23 protein-coding genes and 2 pseudogenes are annotated in these 23032 nt (G+C 67.2%); 12 read left to right on the top strand and 13 right to left on the bottom strand.

The window, feature by feature from the left end:
• Nucleotides 1-61 precede the first annotated feature (61 nt).
• Both ACH438_RS35745 and ACH438_RS35740 read left to right on the top strand, forming a co-directional pair.
• The gene (locus ACH438_RS35745; RefSeq protein ID WP_397013600.1) at nt 62-571 is read left to right on the top strand and encodes a DUF402 domain-containing protein; all 510 of its coding nucleotides are present in this window, start codon (nt 62-64) and stop codon (nt 569-571) included.
• Nucleotides 572-690: 119 nt separating this feature from the next.
• Nucleotides 691-1215 (top strand): DUF402 domain-containing protein, encoded by a 525-nt coding sequence (locus tag ACH438_RS35740; protein WP_397013598.1) that lies wholly within the window; start codon nt 691-693, stop codon nt 1213-1215.
• Nucleotides 1216-1548: 333 nt separating this feature from the next.
• Here the strand turns inward: ACH438_RS35740 and coaE are convergent.
• Nucleotides 1549-2484, bottom strand: a pseudogene (coaE, locus tag ACH438_RS35735) (dephospho-CoA kinase); the annotation flags it as partial.
• 141 nt (nt 2485-2625) lie between these two features.
• Here coaE and ACH438_RS35730 point away from each other — a divergent pair.
• From ACH438_RS35730 to ACH438_RS35720, 3 genes are all read left to right on the top strand, one after another.
• The gene (locus ACH438_RS35730) at nt 2626-2808 is read left to right on the top strand and encodes a hypothetical protein (protein ID WP_397013596.1); all 183 of its coding nucleotides are present in this window, start codon (nt 2626-2628) and stop codon (nt 2806-2808) included.
• Between the two features lie 6 nt (nt 2809-2814).
• Complete coding sequence (locus ACH438_RS35725) at nt 2815-3084, top strand: hypothetical protein (RefSeq protein ID WP_397013594.1); 270 nt, start codon at nt 2815-2817, stop codon at nt 3082-3084.
• Between the two features lie 263 nt (nt 3085-3347).
• Complete coding sequence (locus ACH438_RS35720; RefSeq protein WP_397013592.1) at nt 3348-3563, top strand: hypothetical protein; 216 nt, start codon at nt 3348-3350, stop codon at nt 3561-3563.
• A 76-nt stretch (nt 3564-3639) separates the two neighbouring features.
• Here ACH438_RS35720 and ACH438_RS35715 read toward each other — a convergent pair whose 3' ends face one another.
• On the bottom strand, nt 3640-5184 hold the full coding sequence (locus tag ACH438_RS35715) for a phospholipase C (protein ID WP_397013590.1): 1545 nt from the start codon (nt 5182-5184) through the stop codon (nt 3640-3642).
• Between the two features lie 291 nt (nt 5185-5475).
• On the opposite strand from ACH438_RS35715, the gene ACH438_RS35710 reads away from it, so the two are divergent.
• Complete coding sequence (locus ACH438_RS35710; protein WP_397013588.1) at nt 5476-7842, top strand: MMPL family transporter; 2367 nt, start codon at nt 5476-5478, stop codon at nt 7840-7842.
• On the opposite strand, the pseudogene ACH438_RS35705 reads toward ACH438_RS35710, so the two are convergent.
• Both ACH438_RS35705 and rpsA read right to left on the bottom strand, forming a co-directional pair.
• Nucleotides 7771-8262 (bottom strand): annotated as a pseudogene (locus ACH438_RS35705) (TetR/AcrR family transcriptional regulator); the annotation flags it as partial. The gene ACH438_RS35710 and the pseudogene ACH438_RS35705 overlap by 72 nt on opposite strands.
• 158 nt (nt 8263-8420) lie before the next feature.
• A complete protein-coding gene (gene rpsA / locus ACH438_RS35700; RefSeq protein ID WP_397013586.1) occupies nt 8421-9896 on the bottom strand; it encodes a 30S ribosomal protein S1 in 1476 nt (491 codons plus the stop codon).
• A gap of 279 nt (nt 9897-10175) precedes the next feature.
• On the opposite strand from rpsA, the gene ACH438_RS35695 reads away from it, so the two are divergent.
• A complete protein-coding gene (locus tag ACH438_RS35695; RefSeq protein ID WP_397013584.1) occupies nt 10176-11048 on the top strand; it encodes a class I SAM-dependent methyltransferase in 873 nt (290 codons plus the stop codon).
• A gap of 55 nt (nt 11049-11103) precedes the next feature.
• On the opposite strand, the gene ACH438_RS35690 is transcribed toward ACH438_RS35695, so the two are convergent.
• Both ACH438_RS35690 and ACH438_RS35685 read right to left on the bottom strand, forming a co-directional pair.
• Nucleotides 11104-11262, bottom strand: a complete 159-nt coding sequence (locus ACH438_RS35690; protein WP_397013582.1) for a toxin-antitoxin system HicB family antitoxin — start codon at nt 11260-11262, stop codon at nt 11104-11106.
• Nucleotides 11262-12131 (bottom strand): SPFH domain-containing protein, encoded by an 870-nt coding sequence (locus ACH438_RS35685; protein WP_397013580.1) that lies wholly within the window; start codon nt 12129-12131, stop codon nt 11262-11264. The genes ACH438_RS35690 and ACH438_RS35685 overlap by 1 nt, the downstream gene beginning before the upstream one ends.
• 147 nt (nt 12132-12278) lie before the next feature.
• Between ACH438_RS35685 and ACH438_RS35680 the strand changes: the two genes are divergently transcribed.
• Nucleotides 12279-13538, top strand: a complete 1260-nt coding sequence (locus tag ACH438_RS35680; protein ID WP_397013578.1) for a hypothetical protein — start codon at nt 12279-12281, stop codon at nt 13536-13538.
• Between the two features lie 17 nt (nt 13539-13555).
• Here ACH438_RS35680 and ACH438_RS35675 read toward each other — a convergent pair whose 3' ends face one another.
• Complete coding sequence (locus ACH438_RS35675) at nt 13556-14926, bottom strand: FAD-binding oxidoreductase (RefSeq protein WP_397013576.1); 1371 nt, start codon at nt 14924-14926, stop codon at nt 13556-13558.
• 71 nt (nt 14927-14997) lie between these two features.
• Between ACH438_RS35675 and ACH438_RS35670 the strand changes: the two genes are divergently transcribed.
• Genes ACH438_RS35670 through ACH438_RS35660 form a run of 3 tightly spaced genes read left to right on the top strand, consistent with a single transcriptional unit; the run spans nt 14998 to nt 17235 of the window.
• Nucleotides 14998-15909 (top strand): LysR family transcriptional regulator, encoded by a 912-nt coding sequence (locus tag ACH438_RS35670; protein WP_397013574.1) that lies wholly within the window; start codon nt 14998-15000, stop codon nt 15907-15909.
• Nucleotides 15910-15964: 55 nt separating this feature from the next.
• The gene (locus tag ACH438_RS35665) at nt 15965-16396 is read left to right on the top strand and encodes a helix-turn-helix domain-containing protein (RefSeq protein ID WP_397013572.1); all 432 of its coding nucleotides are present in this window, start codon (nt 15965-15967) and stop codon (nt 16394-16396) included.
• Nucleotides 16393-17235, top strand: coding sequence for an alpha/beta fold hydrolase (locus tag ACH438_RS35660; protein ID WP_397013570.1), 843 nt, complete (start codon nt 16393-16395; stop codon nt 17233-17235). The genes ACH438_RS35665 and ACH438_RS35660 overlap by 4 nt, the downstream gene beginning before the upstream one ends.
• Nucleotides 17236-17325: 90 nt before the next feature.
• Here ACH438_RS35660 and ACH438_RS35655 read toward each other — a convergent pair whose 3' ends face one another.
• The 4 genes from ACH438_RS35655 to ACH438_RS35640 form a co-directional block, all read right to left on the bottom strand.
• Nucleotides 17326-18132 (bottom strand): amino acid ABC transporter ATP-binding protein, encoded by an 807-nt coding sequence (locus tag ACH438_RS35655; RefSeq protein WP_397013568.1) that lies wholly within the window; start codon nt 18130-18132, stop codon nt 17326-17328.
• 12 nt (nt 18133-18144) lie between these two features.
• Complete coding sequence (locus ACH438_RS35650) at nt 18145-19098, bottom strand: amino acid ABC transporter permease (protein WP_397013566.1); 954 nt, start codon at nt 19096-19098, stop codon at nt 18145-18147.
• Between the two features lie 6 nt (nt 19099-19104).
• Nucleotides 19105-20013: an ABC transporter substrate-binding protein gene (locus ACH438_RS35645; protein WP_397013563.1), complete on the bottom strand. Its 909-nt coding sequence runs from the start codon at nt 20011-20013 to the stop codon at nt 19105-19107.
• A 153-nt stretch (nt 20014-20166) separates the two neighbouring features.
• Nucleotides 20167-21264: an isocitrate/isopropylmalate dehydrogenase family protein gene (locus tag ACH438_RS35640; protein WP_397013560.1), complete on the bottom strand. Its 1098-nt coding sequence runs from the start codon at nt 21262-21264 to the stop codon at nt 20167-20169.
• A gap of 430 nt (nt 21265-21694) precedes the next feature.
• Here ACH438_RS35640 and trxA point away from each other — a divergent pair, with 430 nt between their 5' ends.
• The gene (gene trxA, locus ACH438_RS35635; RefSeq protein ID WP_397013556.1) at nt 21695-22063 is read left to right on the top strand and encodes a thioredoxin; all 369 of its coding nucleotides are present in this window, start codon (nt 21695-21697) and stop codon (nt 22061-22063) included.
• An 80-nt stretch (nt 22064-22143) separates the two neighbouring features.
• On the opposite strand, the gene ACH438_RS35630 is transcribed toward trxA, so the two are convergent.
• The gene (locus ACH438_RS35630) at nt 22144-22587 is read right to left on the bottom strand and encodes an alpha-isopropylmalate synthase regulatory domain-containing protein (protein WP_397013551.1); all 444 of its coding nucleotides are present in this window, start codon (nt 22585-22587) and stop codon (nt 22144-22146) included.
• A gap of 91 nt (nt 22588-22678) precedes the next feature.
• Nucleotides 22679-22810 carry a hypothetical protein gene (locus ACH438_RS35625; RefSeq protein WP_397013548.1) on the bottom strand — a complete coding sequence of 44 codons (132 nt, stop codon included), beginning with the start codon at nt 22808-22810 and terminating at the stop codon, nt 22679-22681.
• Between the last annotated feature and the right edge of the window lie 222 nt (nt 22811-23032).

The following is a 23032-nucleotide window of genomic DNA, read 5'->3' as shown; positions in this document are numbered from 1 at the left end:
GCCACAACGGAATTCCACAAATGGGGCACTCCCGCAGGAGTCGATCGGCAATACTCCCCCGGTGTCCCCGCATCGCCCCAGACTCGAATACTTCAACCCGGCCGATCTGTCATGGACAGATCATCGCGGTTTCTGTCACTCGGTCGACGGCATGCACGCCGCACCGCACGGTCTGTACGTGGAACGGGTCGTCGACAACCCGAAATACCACTACATCGAATCCTGGCTGCTGCCCGATCTCGGACTGCGCGCCACGGTGTACCACCTACGCCCGGGTCACGACCGCGGGCAGACCTACTACCTGGACATCGGCGACTACGGGCCGGTGAACGGCGGTAAGAAGTGGCGCGCCGAAAGCCACTACCTGCACGTCGTGGCCCGGCCGGGCCAAGCGCCCGAACTGCTCGGCATCGACGAACTGCTGACCTCGCACGCCGCCGGGCACTTCGACACCCACCGGACGCATCGGGCCATCGAGCACGCCGCGGCCGTGGTGGACGGCATCGCCGGCTGCGACCACGATGTGGATCGCTGGCTCGCCGCCAAGGGCGTCGTCCTCACCTGGTTGTAGCGGAATCTCCGGGCGGCGTCTCCCGCGCCGTGTCTCTGCGCCGTGTCTTCTGCAAACAGTGGGCGACGCCGCAGCCGCTGCCCTGGACGACCGCGGCCGAACACGCGATGCTGAATGACATGACTCAGGCGCCCGCGGTGGACCTGCACCGACCCAAGGTCGAGTACTTCAATATCGACGAGCTCACCAATATCGATCCCAAGGGTTTCGTGCGGCAGGTCGAGCGCTACCAGGTGGAGCCGTTCGGGCTGTACATGGCGCGGACCTCCGATCATCCGGAGTTCCACTACATCGAATCCTGGCTGCTGCCCACGGTGTCGTTGCGCGCCACGGTCTTCCACTTCACCCCGGCGCACCTGCGCGACCAGGACTACTACGTCGACATCGGTGAGTTCGCACAGGTCGGGCCCAAGCAGTGGAAGTCCGTCGACCACTACCTGGACCTGGTCGTGCGCCAGGGCCGCGAGGTCGAACTGCTCGACGTCGACGAGCTATTAGCGGCCCACGCCGCCGGTTACCTGGACCTCGCCGCCGCCCAGCGCGCCATCGAATCCTCCACCGCCACCATCGACGGCATCGCCGCCCACGGCCACAACTTCGACGCCTGGCTGGCGTCCCAAGGCATCCAGCTCACCTGGATGTAGGCAAGAGCCACAAAGCAAATGGGGGCCGCCCGCACCGGAAGGTGCGGGCGGCCCCGCCTCGTAGCTGGGCTACGGCAACCCTCGGGCGTCGCGGCCGGCGCCGGTTCGACCACTTACCCAGCAGTCGGCCGGAATCGCCTTGCGACGCCGGGCCGACCATTGACTCAGCGGCCGGGCCGGAAGTGCCTTACGACGCCGGGCCGACCATTGACTCAGCGGCCGGGCCGGAATCGCCTTACGACGCCGGGTCAGCCATTGACTCAGCGGCTGGGCCGGAAGTGTCTTGCGGCACCGGGAATCGCCCGGCGGCGGTTATGACTCCGGGGTGAGGATGATGTTCGCGGGGCGGCCGGGGTCGGTGCTGGCGTGCAGGCGTTCACCGGGAGCGAGGTCGGTGCCGTCCGGGGTGGCGGGCGGGAAACCTATGTCGGACAGGCGGTTTCGGAGGGAGTCGGCGGTGGCCGCGTCCGCGACGGTGATGCGGATGTCGAGGAGGTCGGGGGCGGGTTTGCCCGCGACGGCGGTGGGGCCGACGTGTTCGATGCGGCGGGCGTCGGCGGCGCAGGCCACGGCGAGGCGGGAGATGATGCGCTGCGCCTGGGCCGGCCAGTCCGGATTCGACTCCACGACGGGCAGTTCCGGGCGGCTCGCGGGAGTGGCGGTGCGGAGATTGCGTTCGAAGGGGACCAGTCGTTCGGCCCAGAGGCGGTGCACCGCCGCGTCGATACTGCCGCTGTGGCCGTTGTTGTCGAGCAGGACGTCGGCGACGGCGCGGCGCTGGGCGTCGGTGGCCTGGGCCGCGATGCGGGCGCGGGCATCGGCCTCGTCGATGCCGCGGAACTCGATCAAGCGGCTGACGCGCGTCTCCTCGGCGGCATCCACGATCACCACCAGGTTCATGAAGGGCGCGAGCCCGTTCTCCACGAGCAGCGGAATGTCTTGCACCACAATGGCATCCCCGGGCGCGGCGGCGATGAGTTCGGCGGTGCGCCTGCCGACCAGCGGGTGGGTGATGCCGTTGAGCGTGGCGCGGGCCTCGTCGCCGGCGAAGGCCTTGGCGGCCAGCGCCGGCCGATCCAGACTCCCGTCGGCGGCCAGAATCCCGTCCCCGAACGCCGCGGCGAGCGCGGCCAGCCCCTCGGTTCCCGGCGCGACCACCTCACGGGCGATCACATCACTGTCCACCAGCACGGCACCCTGTTCGACGAGGATGCGCGCCACGGTCGACTTACCCGCACCCATGCCTCCGGTGAGACCGATTCGCAACATTGGACCAGTGTCTCAGAACCACGCGGGCACGGCGCAGCCGAGCCGTCTCAGGCAATCTGGTAGCGTCGCCATTGCGTTTCCCTGAAATGAGACAACGCCGTACGGCGCGTAATTCGCCGGTGACCCGTAAGGGTTTCTCCCATGTCTGATACGCGAAAAGCCTTCGCTACCACCATGACCGCGGAGCAGGAAGCCAGACTCCACGAAGTAGCCGATCAACTCGTGTGGAAATGGCAGCAGCCGTCCGGTGTGGAACTGATCCGCGAGGGCGCGAAGATCGTCACACACCTGATCGACCATGGTCCGCTGCCGGGCTTTCGCTGATCGCCGATGACAAATCCAAAGGTCATCTCCGAAATCAATGGTCGGCGTTTCCACAACTGGTGTGCGTGCGACATCGTCATGTTTCCGATGATTCTGCGGGCGACATCGAAGGTGCCCGCGCACCGCGGCGAGATTCGGCATGTGTACTGCGACCGGGTGAACGTCTACGCGGATCGGGCCGGGGCGGAGGCCGCTGCCGCCGCGGATCCGCAGCCGGCCGCGGCGCCGATCGCGGAACTGTGGAACGACACCAAGAAACTCGCGGACATGTTCTGATCCCGGGCGCGCCTCGATCCCGGCGTGAAGAATGCGTATTACCCACTCGTGGTAGCAATTTCACATGCGATTGCAGTCCTTGCCCGTTCCGTGACTTCGGCGAGACCGTATCGCAACTTTTTCTGGGATTCCGGACCGTTTGTCGGCAAGATTCCGACACGCCAGGGTCGAAGGTCCGCAAAATACGGTGCACCACACTTTTGTTCGGCTAAGGTTCGCCGCAGGCGATATTGGGCCGGTAAAACGCAAGAGAAGGAACACCATTGGGCACCAGAATCATCCAGACGGGTCGCCACCGTCTGGGACTGCCGGGCACGGTGCACTGCATCGAGATCCCCGCGGTCGCGGCAGCACTCTCGGAGTACCGCCGTTCGTGGCTCAGCACGCTACTCAGCCCGGCTCGGCACAGCTTCGCCGCCATGCGAAAACGCACTCCCGCGGTGGCTGCTACTCCCCAATGGGTTCCGGCGACAGCCTGATACAGCGGCTCATTACACAGCAATGTCCGCGACCGTTCACACGGAAAACGGCCGCGGACATCACTTCCGGTACGACTCAGACCAGACCGCTCGGCTTACGGCGGGTTCCCGGGTCCTGCACCGGCATCGAGTTCGGCGGCACCGGGTAAGGAATCCCCTTGTCCGCGGTACCGAGCGCGATGTTCGGACCGCACTGCGCCAGCGCGGCCTGCACCTTCCGATCCGCCGGTGCGAACGCGGGTTTCGTCGCGTCCGGGCTCGCCGCGAAGTCGAAGGTCGAGGACATGTCGCCGGTGACGCTGCGGCGCCACGAGGTCAGGTTCGGCACGTCCACGCCGAAACGCTTCTCGATCAGGCGCAGCTGCGAGGTGTGGTCGAAGGTCTCCGACGCGACCAGACCGCCACGGCTGTACGGGGAGATGACGAAGCACGGCACCCGGTAGCCGAGACCGATCGGCCCGGTGATGCCCTCGTACTTGGCGGCCAGCGGTGCGGTCACGTACTCCCCCGGCGTGCCCGCGGGCGCGGTCGGCGGCGTGACGTGATCGAAGAAGCCGCCGTTCTCGTCGTAACTGACGATGAGCGCGGTCTTCTCCCACACGGCCGGGTTCGAGGTGAGGATGTCGAGCACCTGCATGATGCCGACCGCGCCGAGCGCCGGCGGCAGCGCCGGATGCTCACAGTTGAACAGCGGCGGGATCACCCAGGACACCGCGGGTAGCTGCCCGGAGGCCACATCGGCGGCGAAGTCGCTCGGGTACACCGGGGCCTTACCGCGCCGTGCCAGTTCGGAATTCGGGTCGGCGGCCTGCTTGAAGCAGCCCAGCATGCCGTCCAGGATCACCGAGGAGATCGGGCCGATATCGCGGTTGTTGTAGATCTTCCAGCTCACGCCGCCGTCGGATAGATTCTCCGGCATGGTCCGCCAGCTGTACGCGTTCTGCGGTATGAGCGTGGGGGTTTCGAGCAGCGGGCCGCCGTTGAGACCGTCCGGGTCGATGGTGGCGGACATCCAGTAGAGGCGGTTCGGGTCGGTCGGGCCGAGCACCGAACAGTGGTAGGAGTCGCACAGGGTGAAGGCATTGGCCAGATCCCAGTGCACCGGGATGTCGGCCTGCGTGTAGTAACCCATTGCGGCCGGGCCGTTGTCGGGGCCGACCGACGCGATGGACATGGGCATCCAGCCGTCGTTCTTGCCGCCGTTCCACGCCTTGTGCATGGCGGGCCAGCTGTGGTCCGGGTCGTTGATGCATTCGCCGTCGAGGCTGGCGCCGCGTTCGGTGTCGAGGCGGAAGGGGTTGATGAAACCGTCCGCGGTCGGGCCGACGCCGGGCTGGTAGCCGTACTGGTTCCAGGCCGGGGACGGATCGCTGAAGCCGCGCACGCCGGACATGGTGCCGAAGTAGTGGTCGAAGGAGCGGTTCTCCTGCATGAGCAGGACGATGTGCTCGATATCGCCGAGGCCGCCCATGCCGGCCGGATCAGCGGCGTAGGCGCGTTCGATGATCGGGCTGGCCAGGGACGCGAGGGCGGCGGTACCGCCCGCGGCCATCGCCTTCGCCAGAAAGTCTCGTCTGTTCATGCCGGCGAAAACGCCCATGGTCCGGTAGTGCCCTTCCATCCATACGAAACATTGGTGAGCCACATCGTTGTCGGCCCGGAGTCACCGTCGCATCCAACCCGGAGCGGATGACCGAGTGGCAAACATGCGGTTTACGGCCTGTCGGACAGGCAGCGTATTGCAGCATCGCAGCAGCTGCCGGGACGAACAACCGGTGAGTCGGTTTTTCACATCACATCCTCACAGACCGGGCGGCGAATTCGAACTGGCGACTTGTCCCCAGTCCCGTCCATTCCTATGCTGGCAAGGGATACCTGACAGTCACTCTCAGGTATGAGGCGGGGAGACAGCATGGCACAGCCCACGGTCACCGAACGGACGACAGCCCCCGAATCCGCACCACGACTCGGATTCCTCGGCCGGTGGGGCCTGCTCATGGCGCGGCGGCGCACCCTCGCCCTCGTACTCTGGCTGCTTCTCCTGGTGGCCTGCGGCGCCGCCTATCCGGTCCTGCAACACCGGCTGGCCGCACCCGACTACTCGCTGCCGGGATCCGAATCCAGCCGGACCGAACAGCTTGTGTCCCAGCACTTCTCACAACTCGGCACCGAACAGGACCTGATCGTCCTGCACTCCGCCATCTACACGGCGGACCAGCCACAGTTCCGGGCCGCCGTCACCCGGGCGCTGGACGCCGCCCGCGCGGTGCACGGCGTCGTCGGCACGGTCGGACCGTTCGACGGCAATCCCGCACAACAGATCTCGGCCGACCGGCACACCGCCTTCGGCATCGTCGGCATCAACGGCTCGGTCACCGAACGCGCCGATATCGTCAATCGGCTGCAACCGGCGCTCACCGCCGCCTCCGACAGCCAGGTCCGGGCCGCGCTCACGGGATACTCCCCCATCGAAGCCGATCTCGTCGCCATGGAGAACACCGATCTGGAACGCGCCGAGACCATCGGCCTGCCGATCGCGGTACTGGTACTGGTGATCGCGCTCGGCGCCCTCGTGGCCGCACTGCTGCCCGTCGGCGTCACCGGGGCGGGGATCGCGCTCGCGGTCGGATTGCTGTTCGGGCTCACCACGTATTTCACCTTCGATTCGCTGGTGTTCTCGGTGGCGACCATGATCGGCACCGGCACCGCCATCGACTACGCCATGTTCATCGTCAGCCGGTTCAACGAAGAGCTGACCCGGCGCGGCGTACGAGATCGCCGGGACCGCACGAAGATTCACGAGGCCGTCGGCGCCGCGCTCGACACCACCGGGCGGACCATCCTGGCGTCGGGGTTCATCGTCATGATCGCGCTCTCCGCGCTGGCGGTGGTCGGACTGCCCATGCTGAACGGCATTGCCATCGGCGTGGTCACCGCGGTGACCGCGACCCTGACCGCCGCGTTCACACTGCTGCCCGCATTGCTGGCCATGCTCGGACCGGCCATCAACCGGGGTGCGCTGCCCGCGCGTCTACGACCGGCCGAAACCCGTTCGGGAGTCACCGGTTCCTGGGCGCGCTGGGCGCATACGGTGATGCGGCGGCCCGTCATGTTCGGGGCGATCGGCGTGATACTGCTTGCGGTAGCGGCGATTCCGATCACCGGCATCCGCTACGGCATAGATATGGGGATGGGGTCGCTGGGCGACCGGCCCAGCGGGCAGGCGACCCGGCTGGTGAACGACAACTTCGGGCCGGGGCTGCTGTCGCCGATTCAAGTCGTGGCCACCGGCGCCGGGGACACACCACTCTCCGCCGACGGCCGCACGGAGGTGCTGCGGTTGTCCAGTGAGCTGAGCGGGGACGCGCGGGTCGCCGCCGTGCTGCCACAGCAGTCCGACGGCCGCTACCTGCTGACCGTCGTCCCCAAGAACGCCTTCGACTCCACCGATGTCACCGGGCTGACGAACGATATCCGCTCCCGGGCAACCGCTCTCGGCTCGGCGCAGCTCACGGTCGGCGGTACGACGGCCGTCTTCATCGATGTATCGCGCGCGATCACCGGCCGCTTCCCGCTGCTCATCACCCTCGTGCTCACCGTCTCGCTGGTGTTCCTGATCGCCGCGTTCCGCTCGATCGTGCTGGCGGTCAAGGCGATTCTGCTGAATCTCCTGGCTACCGGTGCGGCGCTGGGCATTACGGTGGCGGTCTTCCAGCACGGCATCGGGCAGCGCCTGCTCGGCTTCCACAGCGCCGGATTCCTGCAGGTCTATCTGCCCATGCTGGTGTTCGCGGTGCTGTTCGGGCTGTCCATGGACTACGAGGTCTTCCTCATCCGCCGCATGCGGGAGGCGTGGAATCGCCACCCGGACAATGCCTCCGCCGTCGCGGAGGGGTTGCAGCACACCGCGCGGCCGATCACCGCGGCGGCCGCCATCATGGTGGCGGTGTTCGCCAGCTTCCTGTCCGCGAATGTACTGGAGCTGAAGCAGATCGGGTTCGCGCTCGCGGTGGCCATCACCATCGACGCGGTGATCGTGCGGCTGATCCTGGTGCCGGCCTTCATGCAGTTGTTCGGCCGCTGGAACTGGTGGCTGCCGGCGCTACATCGCGGAAGCCGCACACCATCAGGGGAAGATGGCCTCCAGCGCGGCCAGGATCAACTCGGTGACCTCCGCGTAGACGTCGACGAGCCGGGCCGCGAAACCCGTGTCCACCCAGTGGTCCACGGCGGCCGCCCAACTCCAGACGGTGATCGCGGCCGCAGCCCGGAGTCGTAGATCGTTCGCGTCGCGACCACTGCGGGCGGCGAACGCCAGCCGGAACTGGTCCTCGACCTCCTGCATGCGCTGGGTATGCCGGACCTTCACCTCCGGGATCGCGCGCACGTACTGCATGCGCAGCCGGGTGCGGCGCTCGACCTCGTTGGTGACAACGGCTTCCAGCACCGGCCCGGCAACGGTCCGGGCAATGGCCAGCAGCGCGGGGAAATCCTGGACTTCGCCGCCGCTGGCCGTCCGGATCACTTCCAGGACTTCGGGATCGGCCTCGTCGTAGAGGACGAGCATCTCCTTGGTCCCGAAGTACCGGTAGATCGAACTGGGCGAGACCGCGGCCGCGTTCGCCACCTTCTCGACGGTCACCTCGCGGTAGCCGTACTCGTCGAACAACTCCAGCGCGACTCGCTGGATGCGGCTCATCGCCTCGATCTTGCGGCGCTCCCACAGCGACAGGGAGGACTCAACGGAGGGCTCGGACATGGCCTTCCGAGAATAGCTCCCCGCGGATACAGAAAATCCCCCCGGTCCGTCAGGACCGGGGGGATTTCCTAGTCGTTCATCCCCTCAGGGATTGCGAATTACGCGTTGCCCGACAGCTTCTCGCGCAGAGCGGCAAGCTGGGCGTCGCTCGCGAGCGAGCCACCGGCCGGCTCCGACGACGAAGAGGAGGACGAAGCCTGCGCCTGCGCGCCGCTCTCGGAGGAGTAGTTCGAGGGTCCGCCGTTGGCGGCCTCGGCGGCGGCGTCGGCCGCCATCTTCTCCATCTGAGCGGTGTGCATCTTGTGGCGACGCTCGGCCTCGGCGTACCGGGACTCCCACTCTTCGCGCTGCTTCTCGAAGCCCTCGAGCCATTCGTTGGTCTCGGGATCGAAGCCCTCGGGGAAGATGTAGTTGCCCTGGTCGTCGTAGCTGTCGGCCATGCCGTACTTCGACGGATCGAACTCGGCGGAGTAGTCCTCGTTGGCCTGCTTCAGCGACAGCGAGATCCGGCGACGCTCGAGGTCGATGTCGATGACCTTGACCATGGCGTCGTCGCCGACGGCCACGACCTGGTCCGGGACCTCCACGTGGCGCTCGGCCAGCTCGGAGATGTGCACCAGGCCCTCGATGCCCTCTTCGACGCGGACGAACGCACCGAACGGAACCAGCTTGGTGACCTTGCCCGGCACGATCTGGCCGATGGCGTGGGTGCGGGCGAACTGACGCCACGGGTCTTCCTGAGTCGCCTTGAGCGACAGGGAGACGCGCTCGCGGTCCAGGTCGACGTCGAGAACCTCGACGGTGACCTCGTTGCCGACCTCGACGACCTCGGACGGGTGATCGATGTGCTTCCAGGACAGCTCGGAGACGTGCACCAGGCCGTCGACGCCACCCAGGTCCACGAAGGCACCGAAGTTGACGATGGAGGACACGACGCCCTTGCGGACCTGGCCCTTCTGCAGCTGGTGCAGGAACTCGGAGCGGACCTCGGACTGGGTCTGCTCGAGCCAGGCACGGCGGGACAGGACCACGTTGTTGCGGTTCTTGTCCAGCTCGATGATCTTGGCCTCGATCTCCTTGCCGACGTACGGCTGGAGGTCGCGGACGCGGCGCATCTCGACGAGCGACGCGGGGAGGAAGCCGCGCAGGCCGATGTCCAGGATCAGGCCGCCCTTGACGACCTCGATGACGGTGCCCTTGACGGCCTCGTCACGCTCCTTGAGCTCCTCGATCGTGCCCCAAGCCCGCTCGTACTGAGCACGCTTCTTCGACAGGATCAGGCGGCCTTCCTTGTCCTCCTTGGTGAGAACGAGGGCCTCGACCTCATCGCCCACGGAAACGACCTCATTCGGGTCGACATCGTGCTTGATGGACAGTTCGCGAGACGGGATGACGCCTTCGGTCTTGTAACCGATGTCGAGAAGGACCTCGTCACGATCGACCTTGACGATGGTTCCCTCAACGATATCGCCGTCGTTGAAGTACTTGATGGTCTTGTCGATAGCGGCGAGGAAGTCCTCGGCAGTGCCGATATCGTTGACGGCTACCTGCGGCGAGGTGACGGTGGTGGGCATGTGTTGGGAGGCTCCGGACGGATTGTGGTCGGTAGTGGACATGTGGACTTTCGGTATTGCTGCGAACACACAGCGGTGGAACTAACGTTGGCCATGCACAGCACATACGCTGCGACGCTGCACAACGCTGCCCTAAGCATGCGGACTCACAGCACGGTTGTCTGCTCTACTCGGTCTCGAGAAACCGGGTACAGAAGACACTCGCGGAAAACAGCGTACGCGACGTCCGTTGTACCAAGCAAACACAGGTACCCGGCTACGGGTCGATAGGGTGACGCCATGGCCGAAGATCACCTTGCCACCCCCGACGATACTCGCCATGCCGAGGCCAACGCCCTGCTAGGGACCGTTGGCGTGGCGCGGACCAAGGTCGACTCCGGGGCGAGCCAGCGCGCGAGCCGTCGCTGGTGGGATGCCGACGCGGCCGCCTACCACGAAACGCACGCAGATTTCCTGGGCGTCGACTCGCCCGCCGGCGAATTCGTATGGTGCCCCGAGGGGCTGCACGAGGGTGACTGGCACCTGCTCGGCGATATCACCGACAAGCGGATCCTGGAGATCGGCTGCGGGTCGGCGCCCTGTTCCCGCTGGCTGGCCACGCACGGCGCGCATCCGGTCGGACTGGACATCTCGCGCTCGATGCTGGACCGCGGCCGCGCGGCCATGGCCGCCGGCGGGCCGCGCGTTCCTCTTATACAGGCGGGTGCTGAAGAGTTGCCGTTCGCGGGCGAATCCTTCGATCTCGCATGCTCGGCGTTCGGCGCGATCCCGTTCGTCGCGGATTCCGGACAGGTGATGCGAGAGGTCCGCCGCGTCCTGAAGCCGGGCGGCCGGTGGGTCTTCTCGGTCAATCACCCGATGCGCTGGATCTTCCCCGACGACCCCGGCCCCGAGGGCCTGCGCGCCACCATCCCCTACTTCGACCGCACGCCCTATGTGGAGTTGGACTCCGACGGCGAACCCACCTACGTGGAGCATCATCGGACCATCGGCGATCGAGTGCGGGAGATCGTGGCGGCCGGGCTGGTGCTCGTCGACATCATCGAACCGGATTGGCCGGAATGGCTGGACCGGGAGTGGGGGCAGTGGAGTCCCCTACGCGGTGAAATCTTCCCCGGCACAGCCATTTTCGTCACCGAGAAGCCACGCTGACACCCCGCACCGAAAATCCGCCGCCCCTCCCAACCGGGAGGGCGGCGTTCGACGGTCATTTCGGTTCTCGCCCGGCCTGTTTGAGGGCCAGCCGGAGGGCGTATTCGATCTGGGCGTTGATGCTGCGGAGGTCGTCGGCGGCCCATTTGGCGAGGGCCTCGTGTACGGCCGGATCGAGCCGGAGCAGCACCTTTTTCGGCTCGCGCTTGACCATTACGCGTAGAGGGATCCGGTGTTGATGACCGGCTGGGTGGAACGGTCGCCACACAGCACTACCAGCAGGTTGGAGACCATCGTCGCCTTGCGCTCCTCGTCCAGTTCGACCAGGCCCTGTTCGGCCAGGCGGTCGAGGGCGAGACCGACCATACCGACGGCGCCTTCGACGATGCGGGTGCGGGCGGCCACCACCTGGGCGGCCTGCTGGCGGACCAGCATGGCCTGGGCGATCTCCGGGGCGTAGGCGAGGTGGGTGATGCGGGCTTCCTGGATCTCGATGCCGGCCTGGCCGGTGCGGGCGCGCAGTTCGGCGGTGAGTTCACCGGCCACCTCGGCGCCGTCGCGGAGACTGGGGGCGCCGCCCTCGTCGGTCTGGTAGGGGTGGGTGGTGGCCAGGTGGCGGACGGCGGTCTCGGACTGGGTCTGCACGAAGTTCATGTAGCTGTCGACGGCGAAGACGGCCTTGTAGCTGTCGACCACCCGGTATACGACGACGGCGGCGATCTCGATGGGGTTGCCGTCGGAATCGTTGACCTTCAGCTTCTGGGTCTCGAAGTTGCGGACCCGAAGTGACAGGCTGCGGCGGGTGCTGAGCGGGACCACCCAGAAGAAGCCCGCATCGGAGACCGAGCCGATGTAGCGGCCGAAGAACTGGATCACCTTGGCCTGGTTGGGGTTCACGACCGCGAAGCCGCTCAGCACGACGACCTCGGCCAGGATGGCCACGGCCAGGGTGACGCCCAGGGCGGTCGACCCGTTGTCACCGTTCTTCAGGTGATCGATGAGCAGGTAGATCGCGATGCCGAGCAGGATCACCACCACGAGCATGACGAACCCGTTCACCCGGAAGGCTCGACGCAACTCCATGACATTCTCCTAGTATCGAAGTGATATCACGACGATAGCGCGATGATAGGACTCCGGCAAGGCCCCGTACCCGGGGGTGAGGCAGCCGGGAGTTGTCATACCCGCGTCGCATTGCCCCGTTCCGCCCTGCGGCGGTGAGCTTTCGGTATGACTCAGATGCCACGCGACACCCGGCGGTCAGGGCTCCGGCGGACCCTCGCCGCACTCGCGGCGGGCGGACTGCTGCTGAGCGGTGCGGCCCTCACCGCGGCCTGCGACAGCTCCTCGAAAGCCGCCGATCCCGCACCGGCCGACCGCGGGCGGGTGGTGCGCGCCGACCACCTGCTCACGCTGACCCCCGATCAAGTGAAGGCGCGGATGACCGATGCCGGATTCGACACGAGCGCAGTGCGATTCGCGGTCGACACCTACCGGCTGGTGTACGCCACCGTCGATCCGGCCGGGAAGGCCACCACCGCCACCGGACTGCTCGCCGTCCCCGCCGGGAACGAGCACGTACTCACCGCGGTCATGTACGAGCACGGCACCATGGCCACCAAATCCGATGCGCCCTCGGTAGCCGATCAAGGCGGGGACCTGGCGGCGACGCTCACCTTCGCGGGCGCCGGATTCGCCGGTGTCGCACCGGATTACCTCGGCCTGGGGCTCGGGCCGGGCACGCATCCGTACATGGACGTGCCGTCGGAGACCACGGCGTCGGTGGACATGCTGCGCGCCGCCCGCTCCTTCGTGAGCGGCACCGGCCGGCAATTGCGCGACGGGGTGGACGTCATGGGCTTCTCGGAGGGCGGTCCGGCCTCGCTCGGCGTGGCACGGGCCATGCAGGACGGCGCGGCCGATGCGTTCCGGGCGCGCGCGGTGGCCGGGGTCAGCGGCCCCTTCGATGTGCAGAACGCCGAATTCCCCGCCATGTCGGGCCAATTGAATCCGGGCTCCAGCGTGTTCTACTCGGCGTACTTCCTGGTGGCCTGGAATCGCCTGCACCAGCTCTACAGTGCGCCGAGCGAAGTGTTCCGGGCACCCTACGACCGGACGGTGGAGCAGTTGTTCGACGGGACGCACAGCGAACAGGACATAGTCGCGGGCCTGCCGCCGAGCCTCGATCTGCTGCTGACCCCGCATGCCATGGACATGGTGAACCACCCGTCCGGGCGGCTGGCCGACGCGCTGCGGATCGCGGACGGCACCTGTAGCGATTGGACACCGCAGGCGGCGATCCGGCTCTACACGGGCAATCAGGACGGCGATGTGGCCACCGCGAACAGTGACCACTGCCAGGCGGACTTCAAGGCCCACGGGGTCGACGCGCAGCGCATCGACCTCGGGGCCCTGAACCACGACCGGTCCGGGATCGCGGGGACCGCGGCGGCCGTGCGATGGTTCCTGGAACTGCCTGTCCCGCAGTAGTTCCCGTGCGGCGTGTTTCAGCGGGGACGGATATTGCGGTTGAAGCGGAACATGTTGGCCGGGTCGTACTTCGACTTCAGCGTGGCCAGCCGGTCATAGGTGGCCGGGCCGAAGATCTCCCGGGTCTGCGTCTCGTCGGCGAAATCGCCGCCGCCGTACAGGAAGTTCAGATTGGCGCCGATCGTCCACGGCGCCACCGTCTTCCGGATCCCCTCGAGCCGGTCGCGGATCTCGTCGGCGGGCACCTGCGGCATGGTGATGGCACGCGCCACATAGGCGGCCTCCCGGCCGTCCACGGCGATGCCGGCGGGGCCCGGACGGCCCAGCGCCCCGCCCAGGTGCCGGAATCCGGCCACCACCGGTCCGCCCGCCGACGCGGGTCCGGTGGCGTCGAGGAAGGCGTCGGCCGCGTCGGCGGGCAGCTCGGACAGCAGGGCGTTGGTGGCGGTGTACGGGTGCGGCCGCTCGGGATCGCGGTAGATGCCGTGGCTCTCGAGGTACGGCATGCTGCGCAGATCGTCGTTGAGGCGTTCGCCGATGGCACGCAGCGGGGCGACCAGGCGCTCCCCCTCGGATGCCGTTCCGGTGTAGGCGATATTGATGGTCGCCGTGTACTGGCCGCGCAGGTGCGGCGGCAGCTGCGGGAGATCTGGCAGGGTGAGCATGCTGATCGCGGAGCTCAGCTGTTCGGGCAGGTCGGCGGTCCACAGCCGCCAGGCCTCGACCGCCGGTTCGACGAGCCGGGCCGGGAAGGTGAGCTGACCGCCGTACACGGTGGTGACCGGGACCAGCTCCATTTCCAGTGCGGTGACCACACCGAAGTTGCCGCCGGTGCCCAGCACGGCCGAGAACAGTTCGTCGCCCGGTAGCACGCGGCGCAGCCGGCCGTCGGCGGTGACCAGTTCGACGGCGCGCACATGGTCTGCGGCATAACCGAATTCGCGGGCCAGGATGCCGAGGCCGCCGCCGAGGGTGTAGCCGACCACGCCGACCGAGGGCGAGGAACCGTTGAGCGGAGCCAGCCCGTGCGCGGCCGCCGCGGCGATGAGCTCCCCGGCCTGGACACCGGCGCCGACGCGGGCGGTGCGGGTGGCGGCGTCGATGCGGATGTCGGTCATGCGGCGGGTATTGACGAGCACGCCGCCGTCGGTGGCGACGGACAGGCCGTGCCCGGTGGCCTGCACCGCGACCGGAAGGCTCTGGCGGGCCGCGTATTCCACGGCGGCGCGGACGTCCTCGGCGTGCAGCGCGCCGACCACGACCGCGGGGCGGTGCGTGTAACCGGCTTGGAATCCGGCGGTTTCGGCCCGGTAGCCGTCGTCGGCCGGAGTCAGGACCGGGCCGGTGGTGGCCGGGAGTTCGATGCGGGCATGCGCTGTGTTCGTCATGGCACTAACTCTGCCGAGGCTCGATCGAGAACTCCAACAGATAGTTTTTCTCGGAACTATAATCATCGGTTATGGAGTTACGTCAGCTGCGCTACTTCGTCACCGTCGCGGAGGAAGCGAACTTCACCCGCGCCGCCGCCAAGCTGCATCTCGCCCAGCCGGGGTTGAGCGCGCAGATCCGGCAGTTGGAACGCGAACTGGGACAACCACTTCTGGACCGGACCAGCCGTTCGGTCACGCTGACCCCGGTCGGCGCGGCGGTGCTGCCGCTGGCGCGCGCGGCGCTGGCGGCGGCCGGGCAGATCACGCACACCGTGGACGAGTTCACCGGGTTGCTGCGCGGTCAGGTGCGGGTCGGGCTGGTGTCGGGTGCGGCCATCGACGAGCTGGATGTGGCGTCCGTGCTCGCCGATTTCCACCAGGATCATCCGCAGGTGGCCATCAGCCTCACCGAGGACACCTCCGATCGCATGCTGGCCGCGGTCGCGCACGGCGAGCTGGATATCGCCATGGTCGGGCTCACCGGGGCGGAGCTGGACCCGAGTATCGGCGTGGATGTCGTCCTGGAGACGGGCATCGTGGCAGCCGTCGCCGCGGGCGATACGGAGTTCGGGCCGGAGATCGGCCTGGCCGAGCTGTGCAAGCATCCGCTGATCTGCCTGCCGCCGGGCACCGGGCTGCGCGGTCAGCTCGAACGGGCCTGCGCCGCAGCCGATGTCGTTCCGGATATCGCCTTCGAGGCCGCCGCGCCGCCACTGCTGCTGCGGCTGGCCGCGCGGGGACTGGGCGTGGCCGTGGTCCCGACCCTGCGCCCCGGGGACGAGGCCGTCTTCGGCGTGCGCCAGGTGGACATCACACCCGGGATGCGCGGTCAGCTGGCCCTGACCTGGCGTGCCGATCGGCCCATCGCGCCGGCGTCGAAGGTACTGCTGGGCCAGTTGCGCATCGCGCTCACCACCCAATGGAAGAAGCCGACTCCCTAACACTCCCTAAAATACCTTATTGCACCCTTCAATAGAGCAGTTTAAGGTACATAGCATGAACGAGCGCTTGTACTCGGTGGAGGAGGTCGCGGAGCGGCTGGGCCTGCACGTCCGCACTGTCCGCAACTACGTGCGCGACGGCAAACTCCACGCCGTCCGCATCGGCAAGCAGTACCGCATCACGCAGGCCGACCTGGAGGCGTTCACCGGACTGCCGGTGCCGGATCCATTGCGCGACACCGTCGCACGCACACGGCACGCCGAGGTGTCGAGCATCCTCGAGATCGACGCCATCGATCCCGTCACCGCCGACCGGGTGATCGTCCTGCTCACCGGGGCAGCGCAGACCCAGGGGCCCGGCGCGCAGCCGCTGCGGGTCCAGACCATGTACGACCGGGAACGCGCCCGGCTCAAGGTCATCATCGTGGGCGGCCCGGCCGATACGGCCCGCCTGCTGGAATACACCGAAGGAGTGCTGTCGTCATGACCGCCATCTACAAGTCGGAAGCCGGCGCGGCAGCGATCCAGGACCGCTACCGGGAAGTGTTGCGGGCCTGGCCCGTTCCCGCCGACGAACTGCACATCCCCACCCGCGAGGGCGACACCTTCGTCCTCGCCTCGGGCCCGGCGGATGCGCCGCCGCTGGTGCTGTTGCACGGCTCCGGCAGCAACTCGAGCACCTGGCGCGGCGATATCGCCTCCTGGGCAACGCATTTCCGCGTGTACGCGGTGGATATCGTCGGCGAGCCGGGCGGCAGCGCACGCTCCCGGCCGGTACTTGGCACCGACGGCGTCTCGCTGTGGCTCGACGACGTGGTCGACGGCCTCGGCCTGTCGAGCTTCGCCCTGACGGGAATGTCCCTCGGCGGCTGGATGGCCACCGACTACGCCACCCGCCGCCCGGAACGGGTGACACGACTGGCCCTGCTGTGCCCCGGCGGGATCGGCAAGCAGAAGTACGGCTGGCTGCTGAAGGAGATCCTCCCCCGACTGCTCGGCCGCCACGATGCACGCCGATCCGCAAGCACCGTAACGGGTTTGACCGAACCGGAGTTCGCCACCGTCCTCGACGACGTGGTGCTGATCTTCGAGCACTTCAATCCGCGCCGGGAGAAGCTCCCCAGGTTCACCGATGCCGAGCTGCAACGCTTGACCATGCCGGTCCTGGTGATGGTCGGCGATCAGGACGTCATGATGGACTCCGTGGACACCGCACGCCGCATCCGCGCGAATATCCCTGCCGCACGGGTGAATCTGCTCCCCGGCATGGGCCACGCCGTGACCGGCCAGACGGAGACCGTGCTGAAGTTCCTGCTGGACAGCTGAATACACAAGACTGTGCCCCGCTCCGTGAATCGGAGCGGGGCACAGGGGGTTCGGGGGCGTCAGCCCCTGAGAGTTCCGAGGGAACTCTCGTCAGAGGATCCGCGACAGGAACGCCTTGGTGCGGTCGTGCTGCGGGTTGGCGAGCATCTCGCGCGGGTTGCCGGCTTCGACCACGACGCCGGCGTCCATGAACACCAGCTGGTCGGCGACCTCACGGGCGAAGCCCATTTCGTGCGTCACCACCACCATGGTCATGCCCGAGGCCGCGAGTTCCCGCATGACGCCGAGCACTTCGCCCACCAGCTCCGGGTCGAGCGCCGAGGTCGGCTCGTCGAAGAGCATGAGTTTGGGATCCATGGCCAGCGCCCGGGCGATGGCGACGCGCTGCTGCTGTCCGCCGGAAAGCTGGGCGGGGTAGGCATCGGCCTTGTCCGCCAGGCCGACCCGCGCCAGCAGCTCGCGGGCGCGTGCGATCGCGTCGGCCCGTTTGATCTTCTTGACCTGGGTCGGCGCTTCGATGATGTTCTCCAGCGCCGTGCGGTGCGGGAACAGATTGAAGTGCTGGAACACCATGCCGATATCGCGGCGCTGTTTGGCGGCGTCGCGCGGGTGCAGCTCGTAGAGCTTGCCGCTCTTCTCGCGGTACCCGACCAGGTCGCCGTCGACGTAGAGCCGGCCGGCATTGACCTGTTCGAGGTGGTTGATGCAGCGCAGGAAGGTGGACTTGCCGGAGCCGGACGGCCCGATGAGGCAGAGCACCTCACCACGCTTCACCTCCAGCGAGATCCCTTTGAGCACTTGCAGCGCACCGAAGTCCTTGCATACCTGTTCGGCGCGGACCATCGGGGCGCCCGTGACGGGCGGGGCATCCTGCACTGGCTTTGCGTCCTTCGACATGTCGGCGCTCATCTATCCCGTCCCGCCTGCCACTTGGGCATCGGCCAACGCACGCAACTGTTTTCCGGTCAGCTGCCGCGAGGAGCCGCGCGAGTAGTACCGCTCCAGGTAGAACTGTCCCACCATGAGCACGCTGGTGACGATCAGGTACCAGGTGGCGGCGACCAGCAGCAGCGGGATCGGCTGGAAGTTCACGCTGTAGATGTCGCGGGCCCGGCCGTACAGGTCGGTGGTGAGCGGGATGGCCGTGACCAGCGAGGTGGTCTTCAGCATGGAGATCAGCTCGTTGCCGGTGGGCGGGATGATCACCCGCATGGCCTGCGGGAGCACCGTGCGGGTCATGGTCTGCGACCACGACATGCCCAGCGCCACCGAGGCCTCACGCTGTCCCTCACCGACGGAATTGATTCCGGCGCGCACGATTTCGGCCATGTAGGCGGCCTCGTTGAGGCCCAGGCCGACCACGGCGAAGAAGAACGGCGCCTGCCAGTGCAGCACGTCGAAATGCGCGAACGACGGCCCGCCGAAGGGCACTCCGAGGGTGATGGTCTTGTACAGCGAGGGGAACAGGCCCCAGAACACCAACTGCACATAGATCGGGGTCCCGCGGAAGACCCACAGGTAGGCCCACGCGACCGAACGCAGTACCGGGTTCGGCGACAGCCGCATGACGGCCAGCAGCACGCCCAGCGCCACGCCGATGGCCATGGCCAGCACGGTGAGTTCCAGGGTCACCAAGGCGCCGTTGGCGATTCGCGCATCGCGCAAGTAGGCCCAGTAGGTGTCCCAGTGGTAGGCGTCATTGGTGGCGGCGCCGTACACGAACAGTCCCACCGCGATCAGGATCACTGCGGCGGCGAGCCACCGGCCCGGGCGTCGCAGCGGGATCGCCTTGATCGCCTCGGGCGCAGCGGGATTCGTGTTCTTCGCGGCGAATGCCGCGGTCTTGCTCTCGTCGGACGACATATGCGGTTAGCTCTGCGCTCCGTTGATGGCGGACTTGGTGATCGCGCCCTCTTGGACACCCCAGTTGGTGGCGATCTGCTTGTACTGGCCGTGGTCCATCAGGTACTGCACGGCTTCCTGCAGCACGGGCGCGAGCGGCGAGGCCTTCTTGACGGGCCAGCCGTAGGGCGCGGAATCGAAGATGGGACCGGCGGATTCGATCTTGTCGCTGGCCTGCTTGATGGCGTACGCGGTCACCGGGGAGTCGGCGGACATGGCGTCGACCTGACCCTGGACCAGCGCGTTGGCGGCGGCGGACTGCTCGTCGTAAGCGACCTTCTGGATGGCAGGCTTGCCGGCGTCGGTGCACGCCTTGGACTTGGCCGGGATCTCGTCGGTGTCCTGAACGGTGGTGCGCTGCACCGCGACCCGCTTACCGCAGGCATTGTTCGGGTCGACGGGCTTGCCCTTCTGCTGGGCCCACTGGCTGCCGGCGGAGAAGTAGTCGACGAAGTCGGCGGTCTTCTCGCGGTCCTTGTTGTCGGTGAACGACGACATGCCGAGGTTGTAGGTGCCGGCCTCGATGGCCGGGATGATCTTCTCGAAGTCGGCTTCCTGGTAGTCGGTGTTCAGGCCGAGCACCTTGCCGACGGCGTTCATCAGGTCCACGTCGAAGCCGACGATCTTGCCGGAGCTGGGATCCCGGTACTCGTTCGGCTGGTAGGGCACGTTCACGCCGACGATGAGCTTGCCGGAGGATTTGATGTCGGCGGGCACCTTCGCCGCGATGGAGTCGACCTTGGTGACGTCGACAGTGGGCGCCGCCGGAGTCGTGGACTCCGAGTTGTTGGTACAGGCGGTCAGCGCGAGTGCGCCGGCCGCGAGTACGACGGCAGCCCGCAGGCCACGCCCACGGAAATCGATTCGAACAGACACAGCAGTCCTCCACAGTTCGGTTGCGCGACATCCAGGGGTTCCTCGCTATTTGAAATGTAAGCGAGTGAAACCTTCCGTACGGGTCGGTAACCGAACATTAATCGGCGACACGCCGTTGCGTGGCCGAACACGCCCGGTCCCGGAAGTGCACGCTCACCAGCGGTGCAGCCGGGCCCGCACCTGCTCGGTGAATTCGGTGGTAGATGCTAACCCACCCAAATCGCCCGTGGCGACTCCGGCCCGCAACGTATCCGCTACCGCGTGTTCAATTCGCTCGCCCACCCGGCGCAGCGCGCTGTACCGCTGCGTCCGGCCCATCCACCGCAACATGCCCGCCGCCGAATTGAACAGCGCCACCGGATTCGCGCGATTGTGCCCGGCCAGCGTGGGCGCCGCACCGTGCACGGCCTGCGCCATGATCTGGGTGTCCGAGCAGTTCACCGAGGCCGCCATGCCCAGCGAACCACTCAGCTCGCCGGCCAGATCGGAGAGGATGTCACCGCACAGGTTCTCGGTGACGATCACGTCGTAATCCTGTGGCGCGCGCACCAGATGGGCCGCGGCGGCGTCCACGTGCTCGTCGATCACCGTGATCTCCGGGTACTGCTTCGCCACCTCGTAGCAGACATCGCGGAACATGCCCATGGTCATGGGCAGCACATTCGCCTTGTGCACGATGGTGACTCGCTTGTCGCGCTCACTCGCGATCTCGAAACCCAGATGCGCGATCCGCTCGATCGCCGCCCGCGTGAATACCCCGACCGCCAGCGCCACATCCCGCGACGGCTGGAACTCCCCCGAACCCGCCGCCATATTGCGGTCCGCGTACAGGCCCTCAGTGTTCTCCCGCATGATCAGCAGATCCATGGCCGGGGCCACCGAACGCACGCCCTCCATGGTCCGCGCCGGGCGGATGTTCGCGTACATGCCGAAACGCTTGCGCACCGCGCCCGCCGGCGGCAGGCCGGTCCGGTGTTCCACGGCGTAGGAGGCACTGTCGTGCGGGCCCATGATCCAGGCCGGCAGTTCGGCCAGGGCCTGGAAGGTGGGCTCGGGCACCGGATCGCCGAACTCCTCGATGGCGGCATGCCCGATGAGCAGCGGCACCCATTCGACCTTCGGCAGCTTCAGCCCGTCGAAGGCGTCGTCCACCACTTCCCGGGTCGCGCGCACAATTTCCGGCCCGATGCCATCGCCCTCGATCAGCCCCAGGCGCAAGGAATCCAGCAGGGGATCGATGCCTTCACTCATGCCGGTCATCCTCCCGCAAACCTCGCGGCGGTGACACGGTGGCACACACGGATCACACAATTCGAGACCTGGACGCGGGTCAGGGGTTGGGCGGCCTGCCGCGCGACAACGGCCTGAATGCGCCAGGCCCCGCGGCGCTCATGATCGTCGCGGCGGCCGTCGGGATCCGGCGGCGGCCCGAAAAGATGTTGGCGCGGCACGACTTTCACGGGTCCCGATCCGATCGGACGGGCTTCCGGCTGCGGTCTCGGGCACTGTGGCCTGGGGTAAGGATTTCCGGGCTACCGTGGTGGGTATCCGGCGGTGGGACGACGACGGGAGGCGGAACCGCCCGTGGCTCAGGTCATGCGCGTTCGTGCCTTAGGTTGTGCGGGGAAGATAAGTCGATGGCCCGGTGTTGGACCGGGAAAATCCGATATGAGAGGACACCATGGCCACCCAGACCCTGACCGAGCAGAACTTCGACGAGATCGTCACGAGCGGTGACGTGGTCCTGGTCGATTTCTGGGCGTCGTGGTGCGGCCCGTGCCGCAGCTTCGCGCCTACCTTCGAGGCCTCGTCGGAGAAGCACCCCGACGTAGTGCACGGCAAGGTCGACACCGAAGCCGAGCAGGGCTTGGCCGCCGCTGCGAACATCCGGTCGATCCCGACCATCATGGCCTTCCGCGAGGGCGTCCTCGTCTTCGCGCAGCCCGGCGCACTCCCGCCGCCCGCGCTCGAGGATCTCATCACCCAGGTGAAGGCCCTCGACATGGAAGACGTCCGCAAGCAGCTCGCCGAGCAGCAGACGGAAGCGTGAACCGGAACGACTCCGTGAGACACCGAATGCGCCGCAACCCCGAAACGGTTGCGGCGCATTCGTATTGACGCGTCGTATCGCTAGATGCGGGCGCCGAGATGGTTGATGCCGGCGATGATGGCCCGGAAGGTCGATTCCGCGCTGTCGTCGGCGAGTGCGGCGCCCCAGCCCCGTCGGCCGTTGAACTCGCACTGGATGAAGGTGGCGGCGCCACTTTCGGTCCGGCGCTGGTGGAACGCCAGGATTTCGACGGGGTAGCCCTCGTCGTAGAGCGCGGAGGTCAGCGCGGCCACCGGGTTTCCGGCCGCGGTGACGGTCCGGAGGCGATCGGCGATCTCGATGGTCGCCGCACAGTGCGCGCCGGTGTGGCGGGCCCCGATGGGCGTCCATTCGCTGAGCTTGACCGGGCCGGCCTTATCGCAGTACCGGTCGTAGAACTCGGCGGGGGTCAGGTCCCTGCATTCGGCCCGCAGGCTCGCAGGGGCAGCGGAGATGATGGCGTGGGTATCGATGGTGATGGTCATTGAACAGGTCTTCCCGACTTCTTCCCAGAATTTGGCAGAGGGGACCAGCGCAAAAAAAGTTCAAACGGCCGCAGCGAGGGGCCGGTCCGAATCAGACCCCGCTACGGCGGAGAACTACGAGTACTCGCACAGCAGCCACCATCGCGGTGAGCGGAATGAGCGCGGCGCCGTCGCGGTCGGCGACGTGAAGCGCAGCGCTGCGGCTGTGGGCGGGATTCGGCACGGGGTCGAGCATAGGTGCGAAGCCGGGCGATGGCAACCATATTCGCAATCGACCCACGAGTAACTTCGTCGCAGGTCATGAGGCATGCGGTGACGCCGGTAACACCAACCGGTCCCGCCCTGGGCAAACCCTGCCGAACCACGATCGAACCCTGCGTGAACAACCATCGGCGACACGCCGGAACGGTGAAACCGAGCAAACCCGGCAGCGGGGAACCGGCAA

This window comes from Nocardia sp. NPDC020380, assembly GCF_044386975.1.
In the GTDB taxonomy this organism is placed as follows: domain Bacteria; phylum Actinomycetota; class Actinomycetes; order Mycobacteriales; family Mycobacteriaceae; genus Nocardia.
This window is presented reverse-complemented; position numbering and strand designations above follow the sequence as displayed.